This is a genomic window from Microbulbifer sp. Q7, assembly GCF_001639145.1.
GTDB lineage: Bacteria > Pseudomonadota > Gammaproteobacteria > Pseudomonadales > Cellvibrionaceae > Microbulbifer.
Genome location: NZ_LROY01000002.1, coordinates 45,838 through 60,039, shown reverse-complemented (window position 1 = coordinate 60,039; position 14,202 = coordinate 45,838). Strand labels below are relative to the sequence as shown.

Annotated in this window: 10 protein-coding genes; 5 read left to right on the top strand and 5 right to left on the bottom strand. The window is 57.8% G+C overall.

Features of this window, described 5'->3' with window-relative positions; all coding sequences use genetic code 11:
* Positions 1-136: 136 nt before the first annotated feature.
* On the top strand, positions 137-2,551 hold the full coding sequence (locus AU182_RS05950; protein ID WP_066962376.1) for a transporter substrate-binding domain-containing protein: 2,415 nt from the start codon (positions 137-139) through the stop codon (positions 2,549-2,551).
* Here AU182_RS05950 and AU182_RS05945 read toward each other — a convergent pair.
* From AU182_RS05945 to AU182_RS05930, 4 genes are all read right to left on the bottom strand, one after another.
* Positions 2,528-3,661, bottom strand: coding sequence for an SO2930 family diheme c-type cytochrome (locus AU182_RS05945; protein WP_066962373.1), 1,134 nt, complete (start codon positions 3,659-3,661; stop codon positions 2,528-2,530). The two genes, AU182_RS05950 and AU182_RS05945, sit on opposite strands and share 24 nt — an antisense overlap.
* A complete protein-coding gene (locus AU182_RS05940; protein WP_066962370.1) occupies positions 3,654-4,961 on the bottom strand; it encodes a parallel beta-helix domain-containing protein in 1,308 nt (435 codons plus the stop codon). Before AU182_RS05940 ends, AU182_RS05945 begins: the two co-directional genes overlap by 8 nt.
* A gap of 447 nt (positions 4,962-5,408) precedes the next feature.
* Positions 5,409-6,011 carry a Yip1 family protein gene (locus AU182_RS05935; protein ID WP_066962367.1) on the bottom strand — a complete coding sequence of 201 codons (603 nt, stop codon included), beginning with the start codon at positions 6,009-6,011 and terminating at the stop codon, positions 5,409-5,411.
* 484 nt (positions 6,012-6,495) lie between these two features.
* Positions 6,496-7,560, bottom strand: coding sequence for a branched-chain amino acid aminotransferase (locus AU182_RS05930; RefSeq protein ID WP_066962364.1), 1,065 nt, complete (start codon positions 7,558-7,560; stop codon positions 6,496-6,498).
* A gap of 797 nt (positions 7,561-8,357) precedes the next feature.
* On the opposite strand from AU182_RS05930, the gene AU182_RS05925 reads away from it, so the two are divergent.
* Positions 8,358-9,668, top strand: coding sequence for a hypothetical protein (locus AU182_RS05925; protein WP_066962362.1), 1,311 nt, complete (start codon positions 8,358-8,360; stop codon positions 9,666-9,668).
* A 210-nt stretch (positions 9,669-9,878) separates the two neighbouring features.
* Here the strand turns inward: AU182_RS05925 and AU182_RS16410 are convergent, their stop codons facing one another.
* On the bottom strand, positions 9,879-10,772 hold the full coding sequence (locus tag AU182_RS16410; RefSeq protein WP_153039142.1) for a hypothetical protein: 894 nt from the start codon (positions 10,770-10,772) through the stop codon (positions 9,879-9,881).
* A 1-nt stretch (position 10,773) separates the two neighbouring features.
* On the opposite strand from AU182_RS16410, the gene AU182_RS16405 reads away from it, so the two are divergent.
* The 3 genes from AU182_RS16405 (at position 10,774) to AU182_RS05905 (ending at position 14,099) form a co-directional block, all read left to right on the top strand.
* A complete protein-coding gene (locus AU182_RS16405; protein ID WP_153039141.1) occupies positions 10,774-11,199 on the top strand; it encodes a hypothetical protein in 426 nt (141 codons plus the stop codon).
* Positions 11,200-11,229: 30 nt separating this feature from the next.
* Positions 11,230-12,426, top strand: coding sequence for a hypothetical protein (locus AU182_RS05910; RefSeq protein WP_066962352.1), 1,197 nt, complete (start codon positions 11,230-11,232; stop codon positions 12,424-12,426).
* 107 nt (positions 12,427-12,533) lie between these two features.
* Complete coding sequence (locus AU182_RS05905) at positions 12,534-14,099, top strand: hypothetical protein (RefSeq protein ID WP_066962349.1); 1,566 nt, start codon at positions 12,534-12,536, stop codon at positions 14,097-14,099.
* Positions 14,100-14,202 lie beyond the last annotated feature (103 nt).

Sequence of the window (14,202 nt, the reverse complement as noted above, 5' to 3'; positions counted from 1 at the left end):
GCAGCGCCTTTCGCTGCACCACCCGCTAACCCGCCTCCCCCGACCCACCTGCTGCTTTCACCCATTTCATCCGCAGCCAAATGCTGCCATTCAGCTAGACTTTCAGAGAATGTATTGGATGATGTAAATACACACCATGAACCTGTCTTCTGTTCGCGGCATTCTCTGTTGCCTGCTACCGCTGCTGCTCTGTCTGTCCGCCTGCGAGCGGGAGGTTGATGCACAATCCGGAAAAGAAACGCCGGCGCAAGGTGCCGCCGAAACCGTCGAGGCACAGAGCCCGGCGACCGACACTGATGCGCAACAGCCCGCGCTCGACACGGCCGAAGACAACGCTGCGGATCAGGAAAAGGCCATGCGCATGGCCGGCAAAGATGACCTGAGACCGGAAGCGGCATGGGCACCGGATACCACCGGCGAATACCCTATTAATGCCTACGACAACTATGTCGACACCGGCGACCTGAGCGCCCTGCGCGAACGCGGCAAACTACGCATCCTCGTTGACATCTCCAATACGGACTCCCTGCACCGCTCTGCCACCCAACAAGATATTGAGATCGATGCGGCCAAGCGCATGGCTCAGCAGATGGGGCTGGAACCGGTGGTGCTGTACGCCGAAAACTTCGACCAGCTACTGCCCCTGCTCGAGGCGGGAAAAGGTGACATCATCGCCAATAACCTGGTCATGACCGAAGAGCGCAAACAGCAAGTCGACTTTTCCACCCCCACCGCCAATACCGAGCTGATTCTGGTGTCGGAAAAAGATGCGGCGCCGGTGACCGACGATTCCGACCTGAGCGGCAAAACCCTTGCGGTCACCAAGGGCACCGCCTACGAAGCAGCAGCGCGGGAATTTGCCAAAAAGCATCCCGGCTTGAAGCTCAAAGTGACGGAAAAAAATTACGTCGAACTGGTGATCGACGTTGCAGAGAGTGACCTTGAATACACGGTGGTGGAGCGGCAGGTATTTGACCTGGTGGACCAGTTCAAAGACAACCTGCAGGAAAACTACGTGTTCCCCGGTGAGCGCCAGATGGCCTGGGGGGTACGCAAGAACTCCCCCGAGCTGGTGGAAGCCATTAACAAGTTCGTCAGGGACCACAAGCTGACGCGCACATCCGACCGCTCGGTGGGCGACCTGGATGAGATCAAAAAACGCGGGTACGTGCGCGTGGTCACCCGCAACCATCCCGGCACCTACTACATGTGGAAGGGGCGGATTCTGGGGTACGAATTTGAACTGGCCGAGAGCTTCGCCAAACATCTGGATGTCCGACTCGAAATCGTCGTTGCCCCCACCCACGCGGATCTGCTCAGTTATGTAGTCGACGGCAAGGCCGACATCGCCGCCAGCCTGCTATCCGCCACCGAGCGCAGGGATGATGCCGGCGTCGATTTCGGCCGCCCCTACATGAAAGAAAAAGTGGTCGTGGTCGGCGAAGAGAACGACAAGATCGACAGCCTCGATGACCTCGCGGGCAGAACCCTGCATGTGCGCAAGTCGAGCAGCCACTATGACGTTGCCCTCAAGGTCAAGAAACAGGTGCCGGATGTAAAAATTGAACTGGCCCCGGAGGAATTAAACATCCAGCAGATTATCGACAAGGTGGCCGATAACGATTATGACCTGACCATCGCTGACGATGTTTCTGTAAAGCTCGAACACAGCTGGCGCAAGAACATCAAGGAGCTGATCGACCTGCACGAAGACGACAACGTTTATGTATGGTTGATACGGGAAGGCAATCCGGAGCTGCAAGAAGCTGTGAACAAATTCTTTGACAAGAAGAGCACCCAGAAAAAAATGGCGGTGCTCTATACAAAATATTTCGATGCGCCAAAAAGAACCCGTCCAGAAATTAATGAAGTCAACGAGAACGGCACCATCTCTCCGTTCGACAAATATGTCAAAAAATACGCCGACAAATACGATTTCGACTGGCGCCTGATCGTTGCGCAGATGTTTCAGGAGAGCACCTTCAATCCCAAGGCAAAATCCTGGGTAGGTGCCAGAGGGCTTATGCAGGTCATGCCGGATACGGGCAAGCAGATCGGCGAGAAAAACCTGTTCGACCCTGAAACCAGTGTACGCGCCGGCATCAAGTACCTGGAGTGGCTACACCGGAAATTTGAAGACAAGGGTATCAGCCCGGAAGACATGATGTGGTTTACCCTGGCCTCCTACAATGCCGGACTGGGGCACGTTTACGATGCGCAGGATCTCGCCGAGCAAAAGGGTTGGGATCGCCGGGTGTGGTTCAACAACGTGGAGAACGCCATGTTGCTGTTGTCCGAGAAGAAGTATTACGAAAAGGCCCGCTACGGCTACGCCAGAGGCCAGGAGCCCTACGACTATGTGCGGAAAATTAACGCGCGTTTCCGCACCTATGTGGCACTCCTGGAAGACTACGAACGCAGGCAGGAAGCGGAAACCAGTATGTTGCTGGATCCGCTGTACCCCAAGTTCCTGCAGTTAAGCAATTTGGCAGGCGGGCGACAACCGGCGGTTGCCGCCACGCCAACTTCAGCTGCAGTTGCCGGGCATTGAGGCAATCCACGATTCGAGTAGCGCCGCACCTTCCTCATGCACCAGGCTGCGCCCCAGCTCGGGCATCATCGCTCCCGGGTCAGTGGATTCCACTCGAAAATTAAGGATGGAATCCTCCGGGCTTCCCGGAACAATCGCAAACAGCCGATCACCGGAACCGGTGCCTGCGGCCACCGGCGGCTTGCACACCCCAAGCTTGCGCATGTCATGTTCTGCGCTGTACAGCATCAGCCCGGATGTATCCGCTGGACCACTGGGGTTATGGCAGTGGCCGCAGTTAATATCCAGGTAGGAGCGCGCCCGCTCGTCCAGCGTGGCGCTGGTGTCCCGGTAATTCACATTGCGCGGCACACGCGCGAGGTCGGGCAAGTTGCTCAGGTATCCCATCTGCTGCCAGTACACCAGCTGGTTCTCGCTGCCCGTTGCATAGTCGTAGCGCTTGTTCAGGTGGCGGGCCCGCGGGCCAATAGGGCGCACCGCTTTCTGCGTGTGGTTGTCCGCGTGACAACCGGCGCATTGATTGGCATCCGGCACAACATAGGTAAATACCTCTCGGTTACCAGCCCCGTTCACCAACTGCAGCGGCATGGCTTCGCCCGCGATTTCCAGCACTGCATCGGTCTGGGCTTCATTCCAAACATAGGGCAGCGCCTGCCAGCCGTCCGTACGCTTGACCAGAATGCGGGTCTCGATCAGCTTGACATTACTCAGGTCAAGGCCGTTCTCGGCGAAGTCCCGGGAATAATCATCGGTCCGTAGCACCGAGCCATCTTCAGCCAACGGATAATAAAATGTCTTGCTGATGATGGTCCCGACCGGATAATCGAAATGCGCATCGCCATAACCGGCACTGGTCCCTTCCGGCATCCATACGGTGCGCAGCTTGTGGGCGTAATCCGTAAACAAAGCGGTATTCAGGTCATAGGGTATAACGCGCTGGTTGAGTGCAAGGGTACCGTTTGTCACATTGACCAGATGCCATTGGCTCAGGTTATCCGGTACCGCATTGCGTTCGTGCAGTGCAACCGGCTCGCGGGGGGCGCCGCACCCCAACAGCGACAACGCCAGCGCCGCGCTCCCTAACCAGCGGAGCGAGCATAATTTACGCATCGGCCACCTCATTCTCTGCGTGCTGCGCCTTGTCTTTTTCCTGTTCGGAATCAAACTCAAGAACGACTTGCGGCAATTTCTTCAGGCTACAGTTGTGGGCCGCAATGTCCGTAGAGATATTTTTGAAGTCGTTCTGCACATCGATATTGATGATGCCAACACCTTCGTTCTCGATACATAGCTTGAGTGCCGACGGCAGTGCGCCATCCACCATTTTCTGGCTGTCAATCGCCCCATCCCACAATACGTCGGGCAGGCGGCCGGTGAGGCCGAACTTGGCCACTTTCAGCGCTTTCAGCTCCAGGTGATCCGGGGACGTGCCACCACCGGTAAAGGTGTTGTCGTAGATATAAATACCTTCCGGATACGGGTCAAAATTTTCCTGGGTGGATTTATCGCTGTAGTAGCCGGCCGAAAAATAGCTGCTGACAATAATGTTGGCGGTGTCGTTGTCTGATATCTCGTTGTTGAAGATCTCAACAAAATCATTGGAATTGATCACCACACCAGAGCCCGCCGGCACGGCCGCCACGGGCGTGCCCTCGTGGCCAAAGTTCTCGGTATTATTCTTGTAGACCTTGTTGTTATACACGCGGGTACTGTGGCCCGGTTGCGGCAGGTTCGGCATATTAAATACCAGGATACCGCCGGTATTATTGGTGGCTACATTGTCGTAAACATCGGCACCGATCGTATTTTCAATCTCGATCCCCGCCACGTTAAATTCCGCACGGTTGTTGCGCACAATCACATTGCGTGACTGGCCAACGTAGATACCCGCATCGGAGGCCCCGATGGCGACGGTGCCTTCTACCAGCGTGTTTTCTGTCTGTACTGGGTAAATTCCATAAGCGCCATTCTCGGTGGACGGGCCATTGGTCCACTCCACGCGAATATCCCGAATAATGATGTTCTTGCCTTCATTGACCTTGAGGGCATCACCGATGGTGTCCTCCAGCGCGAGATCTTCAATGGTGAAGTCGCTGGCGTTCACCAGCAGCCCTTCCGCCCCCTGAATCTGGTTTTTGAAGGACAGGATGGTTTTGTCCATGCCCGCGCCGCGTATCGTGACCCCGTCGACATTCAGCGAAAGACTGCGGTTCAACTCGTAGCGTCCTTCCGGAATCTCGATCACATCTCCGGGCTGTGCCGTGATCAGCTGTTTAAGCAGCTGCTTCTGGAAATCGGCCGCGGCCGACGCGGCAGGCGAGCTACTGGTATCGCCCGGCCCGTTGTCCTGTGAACAGGCTGCGACCAACGCTGCCAGTAATACGGCACCCAACTTGACTGGTGTTTTCATGGAATCTCCCGTTTCCCTTTTTTTATGGCAACGATGCCGTATTTATTCTTCAAGGAGGCCCTCCCCCTCCATCAGGCGGTCTTGCGGCCGCCGTACTTCACGGCAATGGCGAACAGCGATATGGCCGGAAAACCATGACCATATTTGCCACTCGGGTTCTAAATGGTACGACTGTACCAACTAGGAAGCGCAGCGCCTGTCGACTGCCGTTGCCCGGATACTATCCAATGCCCCAAGACGCGGCAACGGTAATACAGGACCTTTGTCTCGTTTTAACCAGTCGAAAGATGACCGACTGGTGCAGCACCCGTCCGTCACCAGCCCTTAGCCTTCTCCTGCTCCGTACCGGTGGCCAGCATGCCCATGCCTCCCAAAAAAAACGGGCGCACCCGGAATTGCTTCCGGGTGCGCCCGTTTTCTAGCGCTCTGGGTTACACCGAAATCACATCAGTGCTGGAACACCGGTGCGGCAACAAAGCTCCAGAACAGCACGGTGCCAACCATCACCACCACGGCCATGACCAGACACGCCGTAACCACCGCGCTGGCAAACAGGAAACCACGCTCCTCATTGACGTTGAGCACGATGGGAATGCCCACATACAGCAAGTACACCGCATAAGCCACCGCCAGGGTTGCCAGCAGGATATCCAGCCAGAGGATGGGGTAGAGACCGGCCGCACCGGCAACAAAGATCGGGGTCGCGGTAAACCCGGCGATCACCATACCCTTCATTGGGTTGGACTTGGCACCGTAGGTTTTCGCCATCCAGTGAATAAAATAACCCACGGCGACCACCGCAAGGATCATGGTGACATAGAACACCGCCACCAGGGACAGGGCACTGTTACTGGTCAGCGTGCGCACCTGGCCGTTGCCGCCAATATTCCAGCCGATTTCTGTAGTGCCAAAATACCAGCACAACGCGGGTACTAACGCCAAAATAATGACGTAAGGAATCTGACGGTTGAGCCCTTTCTCAGACAGTCCAGCAATTTCCTGCCACTGCCTGCGCGGTTGTACCATCAGGCCATAGAGATGATTCAGCATTCCCGTTCTCCTCACTTGCGAGGAACCTCGCAGCTTGTGGCTGCGGGGGAGAGCCTTTTTTAAGGAGTCACCGCCAAAATTCGACCCCTGTGTCTCAAATTGATCTGGATACTACTTGTCAAAGTGAGGGATACCGCCAAAGGCTTTTCCCAAAAGTTCCAGTTTTTTATTGTTAACGCGCGCCTTTGGTTCGGCCGCGCTTTACCCGCACATTGCGCGGGCGCCAGCGCTGCAAGCCCAGGATACTGCCCGGTTGTGCAGATACAGGAATAACTTACAGCGCACAGTAGATTTGTAACACCTCGGTCATTCAAGTCAACGCACGCCAGCGGAAAAGTAGAAATAAAAAAGCGGCTGTTTCCCCTGGAAACAACCGCCTATACGGGAGTGCTACCAATACACTCGAACCACCAAAGCCGGCATTTACAGCCACTTTGCCGTGGAAATGTGTGACATCAAAAATATCTGCTGGAACCCAGAGGTGTCAGTAGCTGGCCACCGGCACCTTTTGCATCCAACCAAAGCGGTCTTCGGCCCGGCCTTCCTGAATATCCAACAGCGAGCGACGTAACAGGTCGGCTACGGGACCGGGCGCCTGCTTCAGGCGGTACCGTCGGTCGCCATCACCCAGCTCGCTGATCGGGCTGACAATGGCCGCCGTGCCACAGGCAAAGGCTTCGCTGCAGGTACCTGAGGCAACCAAGGCCAACAGGTCGTCGATATCAATGTCCCGCTCATGCACCTCAAGCCCCTGCTCCCGCGCCAGGGCGAGCATCGAATCCCGGGTGACGCCTTCCAGGATGGAGCCGTTCAGGGCCGGCGTGTGCAGGGCGCCGTCCATCACCGCGAAGAAATTCATGCCAGACAGCTCGTCAACGGTGTGGCGGTTCCCGGGGTTAAGCCACAGGGACTGGTCGTACCCGCGCTCTTTGAGACCGGCGATGCTCAGCAAGGAAGCCGCGTAGTTCCCGCCCACCTTGGCATCGCCGGTGCCACCCACCGCCGCGCGGCTGTCTTCGCGCTCCACCCACAGGCGCATATTCCCGGCATGGTATGCCTCGGAAGGACTGGCAATGACGTAAAACTCGTAGGCCTTACTGGCAGTGACCGAAAGATCCGGCTGGGTACCCATCAGGAAAGGGCGCAGATACAGCGATTCGCCGCTACTCCCCGGGATCAGCGTGGCGCAGTGAGATGCCACCGTGCGCACCGCGTCCATGAACAGGGATTCCGGCACCGGCGGCATACACAGACGACGGGCCGAGTGTGCCATGCGCGCCGCATTGCGCTCAGGGCGGAAAAGCCCCACACCATCGCCATAGCGATAGGCCTTGAGTCCCTCAAAGCAGGACTGGGCGTAGTGCAGCACCTTTGCCGCAGGATCCAGCGACAGAGGACCATAGGGGATCAGCTCGCCATCGCTCCAACGCCCGTCCTGGTATCGGGCCCGGAACATCACCGGGGCCATGACCGTGCCGAAGCCGAGGCGCTCCGGCATTTCAAATCCCCGCAGGCTGACGATGGCTTCAGGTTGTATTGTTATGTTCACAAAGCGCTCCCACTAGAAAGTACACAATTCGTCAAACCCGCGGATTATGGCCCCACGCAGCCCTTATTCCAAATATTGCGACCAAAGGGTATTGGTATCACGCAACACGAAAGGGAAAAACCGGCCAGAATTAGGACAACCCTTTTCCACAGGTGAAAATCGGCGACTGCCATGGGGCTCACGGTCGCGCCGTGCGCCATCACCGGATGTGGGGGCGCCCCACCCAACAAGTTAGTTTGCCTGCAACGCCACGCGAGCGAAGCGCCGTCACAATTTGCATTGCGCGGCAAATTATTGGCACCGGGTTTTCTGAGAATTCCCACCCATCTTTTCCCCGCCTGCCAGACTCTTTGAACCCCCGTACAGGTCACGCTACCGCCGTTTAAAAGGACCCAGGCAGGAGCGCGCGGAAGCCCGCGTGACGAAGGTGCAGAAGAGTCGTTCAGAACAGTGGCGTCACAGCACACCTGTGGAAGCAGGGGGCGAAAATTCGTTGGCTATACTGAAACTACATGGACGGTGAACGCCAATTGCAAGGGAACGCAGTGCCAATTTACGGCCAATAAATTCCCGCGCCACCAGAGTCCAGCGTCGACAATCGACAGCACACCGGGTAACCGGCAGGAAAGTGAACGAACCACACGTCAGGGAGAGAGGTTCCGTGCAACCGGGGTTAGCGCACACACGCAAGTGCGCACCGGACGATCATCGCGTCGCACGGATTTCGAGCTCGTCAGCCCAGCCCCCAAATGGCTGCAGACGGGTCAGGAACAACATGCAATGGAAGTGGTTCAACCGTGACACAGACAGATACCAGCAACGCAATTGCTATCGGCTTGATGTTTACAGCCTCAGCTCTGCTGTGTGGCTCTGTTACGGCGGAAGAAATCTCCGCCCTAGACTCGGCCCTCGACAACGCCAAGGCTCCTCCAGCAGCTTATATAGAAGCGGCATCCAAACCGCTGGAAAAACCAAAGCGACAGCTCCGCCCCTCGAAAGCGGCCGAGGATTATCGCCGGCGCATTGAAGACATGGAAGCCGAGCACGGCGCCTACGGTGCCGGTATCGACGAACAATTAATGGGGCTCGCCAGCGCTCTGCAGCGCAGCGGGAATCACGAAGAGGCCATCTCCGAATTTCGCCGTGCCATGCTGATCAACCGGGTGAATGAAGGGCTCTACTCACTCAATCAGGTGCCGATGATCGAACGTATGATTGAGAGTCAAATCGCCCTCAATCAATGGGAAGAGGCCAACGACAACCACGAATATCTGTTCTGGTTACATGCCAAAAACTACGGTGAAAAAGATCCGCGCATGCTGCCGATCATCAACCAGTTGAGCAACTGGCACCTGCAGGCCTATATCGATGAGAAAGGAGCGACGCTGTTTGAGCACCTGATCAATGCCACCAACCTCTACGCCCTGGCCGTCGATATTATTTCGCAAAACTTTGGTGCCAATGACTTGCGCATGGTCGAGGCATTGCGTGGCCTCAAGGCGACAAATTATTACCTGGCCACCTACACCGGTGAACCTCAGGAAGCCATTGTCATTAATGCGGGCTTTGCCGGTAGCGGCAACAGCACGCCAGAGCGTCGCGCGCAGCTGGATCACTACCGGATGAACAGTTTCAGCTCCGGTAAAACCGCAATCACCAAAATCATGGACGTCTACCAGAAGAACCCGTCTTCGCCACCGGCGGCATCGGCAAAGGCCAAAGTGGAGCTGGGTGACTGGTACATGATCTTCAACAAATGGCATTCCGCCCGCGAGACCTATGGCGAAGCCTATCAGGCACTGTGGGACAACGGCGCAACCAATGAAGAAATTGATGAGATCTTCGGCCGCCCGGCGGCACTGCCGACTCTGCCGCTGCTGGACGAAGATCGTGAGGCTCTGGCCAATTCCTATGTCACCGTTTCTTATGATGTGACGGCGTTCGGCAAGGCGCGCAACATTCAGATTTTAAGTGCCAGACCGGAAGACAAAGTGAGCATCCGTTCGCGGGTACGCAACGTGCTCAAACGGGCCAAGTTCCGCCCCCGGTTCGAGAACGGTGAACCGGTGGCCACCACCGGCATCGTGCAACGATTCGTATTCGATTGAAAAATTGAGGAAACAACACACCGTGTTCGACTGATGTAGCGAAGTAAGTTTGATTTCAGCATTGGGAAAAACTGGCAGCAAATCGGTTCTGCCAATCAAACCCCGCTGAAAGAAAGCTGTCGAACAGACAAGGAGCAAGACGGGTCGCCGCGATTTCGCTGCGGCCCGTGAACGCATCAGGAGATAGCTCATGGCATTACGGACGATCGCTCAGCGGTTTACGCAAAAAACCGGCAAGACAAATAATTGCGCCACTGGATGGCGCTGGCAATCGCTGGCGTCGGTGGTGGTATTGTCGGCGGTGATAAGCGGCTGCAAAAACCAGCAGACGCAACAGCAACCGCCGGCGCAGCCACAGCAGAAGTCACAGTCCAGTGCTTCACAGTCGCAGTCGCAGTCCCAATCACAGTCGCAGTCGTCAAGCTCGTCATCCAGCAAGTCGAAGCCGAGCCCGTCCACGGCCAGCAGTATGCCGTCGCCCAGCTCACCCAGCAGCAGCCGCAGCCCGAGCATGTCCACCGCCAGCAGCCCTGCGCAGCCGAATACCTCCTTCCCCAGTATTGAGTCAGCGGACCGCTCGAGTGAGCAATCCAGTACCGCCTCAGACTCCGGCGAAGAATCCGATCGCCGTTCGCGCCAGGCCAGCAGCAGCGCTGAAGACCCCACGGCCAGCAGAAACCCGTCGACGCCGGTGTACAGCGACTCCGATGAGCGCCCGCAGGAAACCCGCATGCCACCAGACCCCTCCTCCAACAGCGAGGGCGAGCCACCGGACGAGATCGATTTTTCCGAAGAGCAGCAGACCGCGAGCAGCGCCTCATCCAGTTCTTCCAGCGCCTCCAGCAGTAGTGCCTCCAGCAGCAGCGCCTCTGCCAGTGCGTCCAGCAGTGGCGCCCCCAGTAGCGCATCCAGCAGTTCCCCTTCCGGCGCCCAGGGTGGCGCACAGGCTAGTGCATCTGCGAGCGGACAACCCGGCGGTGGCGGTGCGCCCGCCAGCGCTTCCAGTGCCGGGAGCCCGGCCAGCGGGGGCAACCCGGCACCCAACGAGGCTCCCGCCAGTTCTGCAGAGCGGGTAGCGGATCTCGAAGGGCAGTTTGAATCCACGATGGCCAGTTACGACGGCATGATCCTGCGCGAGCGGGATTACGTGCGCAATCGCCCCGCCTCGGCGGAAGAACAGGAAGCGGCAGAGAACGAGGTACCGCCCGGCGAGTCTCTGGAAGACCTGATCCAGTCTGCCGAGGCCGAACTGCCTGCCCCTCCGCCCTCTGGCGGCGGCGAGGGTGGCAGCGGACCGGAGCAAAATAATTCCAGCGGGCAGGCCACCGGACCGGGGCTGCCAACCAGGGGCCGCAAAGGTGAGTACAACCACACCAACACCGCCGCCGTGGTTCCGGCAGACATCCCCAGCGGTGACGATGACGATGTAGTTGCCCGGCAGATTCGCGAGGCCGCCATGCGCGAGGCTGATCCGGAATTGCAGGAGCGACTCTGGGAAGAGTATCGGAAATATAAAAAATCACAGAAATGAAGATGAACATTCATCAGGGAGAGTAGTGACATGTTTTTCTCACACACACGCACAACCCTGTGCACGCTGGTCATGGGCCTGCTGACACTGGCGGGCTGCACCACTACCGAGGTACGCACGACCGCTTATACGCCGCTCACGGTTGAAGACGCGGCCATCGCCGAAAACCGGCTGCTGGATGTCGGCATCGTGCAATTCAATACCGGGCTTGACCAGGAAGAAGAGCCAGAGGAAGACGAGCTGGTGTTTCCGGAATTACGCCGCGCCGAATCCCGCTACCTTGCGGTCACGCTCGCCGATGCATTGCAGTCGAGCCAGGGCTGGGGCGCGGTGCGCGTGATTCCCAGCGAGCGCACCAATATCGATGTCACCGTGGCGGGCACCATCGTGAAGTCCGACGGTGAAACCCTGACGGTAGACGTTACCGTGACGGATTCCCGCGGTCAGGTGTGGTTCACCAAGCAATACACCGAGCACGCCTCCCACTATGCGTACGATCGCAAACACCCGACCGAAGGCGATGCGTTCCAGGGTATCTACAACCGTATTTCCAATGACATGCTGACCTACCGACAGCGCCTGTCCAGTCAATACATCGCCGAGCTGCGCACGATTTCTGAAATCAAATTTGCGCAAAGCTTTTCGCCCGGTGCGTTTGATCGCTACCTGGTGCAGGACGACGATGGCCTCTACCAGCTCAGTGCACTGCCCGCAGACAACGACCCGATGTTGATGCGTATTCGACGGGTCCGCGAACGCGACTATCTGTTTGTCGATACGCTGCAGGGCTACTACGACACCTTTGTAAAAAGCATGGAGACGCCCTATCAGGAGTGGCGTGCCATGAGTTATGAAGAGGTCAAGCAGATGCGTGAACTGAAACGCAAAGCGCGCAATAACACCATCATGGGCGTCGCCGCCATCGTGGGTGGTATTGCGGCTGCCGGTGCCGGTGGTGGCGCAGCGCGCCAGGCTGGCAACGTGGCCGTGGCCGGTGGTGGTTACCTGGTGAAAAGCGGGTTCGACCGCCGCTCCGAAGCCAAAATGCACATCGAGGCGCTGCAGGAACTCGGTGACTCAATGGAAGCCGAGGTAGAACCGCGCATCGTTGAGCTGGAAGATCGCACCGTAACGCTTTCCGGTTCTGTGGAAAACCAGTACCGCCAGTGGCGCGAACTGCTCAAGGAAATTTACGAAGTGGAAACCGGGGGCATGAGCGATATTTAACACGCTCACCATCGTGTTCCAGATTCGTCTCTACCTGGCCGGCCGTGCCACTCAATTTTTAGCGCTGGCCGGCAACCGAAAATAACAGCAAACATAGCGGAATTACCATGCAACACCGCGATCCATCACCGGAAGACCAGTCCATCATTCAGCCTGCCGATTTCTCCTTCGGAGGCACCGCCAACGGCGAGCAGCCGGGAGATCCGGCGGCGGCGCATACGGCAGACAAAAAGCCGTCAGGCAGCGGCAAGCTGGCCCCGGTTATCCTCGGCGGCGGCATGCTGGCAGCTCTGGTCGGCGTCTTCTGGGTACTTCCCCAGATGGTTGAGAAGCCAGTCATTCCCGCCGCCACCACCACGGCCGCCAGCACACCGGCAAAAGCCAGCGTAAAGCAAGTCCAGGAATCCCCCTTTACCGAGGCGGAAATTGCTGCCCAACGCCGTGAAGTGCAGAAGATATTGCAGGAGATTCTGCAGCTGCAGGAAGAACTGCTGGAGCGGAAGGTGGAAACCTGGGCCGCCGAGGACTATTTCGCCGCACGTACGCTCGCCGAAAATGCCGATGGCATCTACCGCCAGCGCAAATTCATGCAGGCGCTGGAGCAATACCGCCAGGCGCTGTCCGGTATGCAGGCAGTGCGGGATAGCATTCCAGAACGAATCGAAAAACATCTGGCAGACGGGAATAGCGCGCTGGATGCCGGTGATGCCGAAGCCGCCCACAAAGCCTTTGACCTCGCCCTGACGATCTCCGAGGACCACCCGCGCGGGGTCGCGGGCAAAGCCCGCGCGGAACAGTTGCCGGAAGTGTGGCCGCATGTGGTCGCGGGCAAAGAGGCCTTTGAAGCAAATGCCCTCGACACCGCGAAGCAGGCACTGGAAACCGCCCTGAACCTGGACCCGGAAACGGCCCCCGCCAAAGCACTTCTGCCAGCGGTCAACGCAGCCATTCTCGAACGCGACTACAGCGAGGCCATGTCCGCTGGTTATGCCGCTATCGCCGCCGATGAATTCACCAAGGCCAGGACCCACTTCGTTAAGGCTCGCACGCTGAAGCCGGATGCCAGAGACCCGAACATCGGTATTACCCAGGCGGAAAACGGGCTCGCCAAGGCGCGCATCGACCGACTGTTTGCCACCGCCGCCAAGCACGAACAGAGCGAGCAATGGCACAAGGCCGCGGAAAAATATGGTGCCTTAATCGCCGAAGACAGCAGCCTGGTAGAAGCACTTACCGGCAAGGCCCGCTCGCAGGCGCGCGCGAAACTGGATGACCAGCTGCAGGAATTACTGGAGGACCCCCTCACACTCGGGCAGAGCAAACGCAATCAGTACGCGCGTAAGGTACTGGCCGATGCCCGCGCACTCAGAACCAGTACCCCACGGCTCACGGGACAGATTGAGGCACTGGAATCGGCTCTCACGAAGTCCCTGATCCCGATTACCGTGCTGCTGCAGTCCGATGCCAGCACCAACGTGACCATTTACCACGTAGGCAGGCTGGGGAATTTCTCAGAACGGGAAATTGCACTGAAACCCGGGCGCTATACCGTGGTGGGCACACGCCAAGGCTATCGGGATGTGCGCCGCGAACTGATCGTGGATCCGTCCTCGGAGTCTCCCGTAGTGACCATCGAGTGCGAAGAAAAAATTAACAGCGCCAATAAATCCTGATCGGTGAAACCCTTTGCCCGCGGGCAGATCAAAAACTAAGCGACGTCGGAAATCATCCGAATTTTACGTAGCCGTTTTTGACGCAGCTTTGGCCGCTCCTACG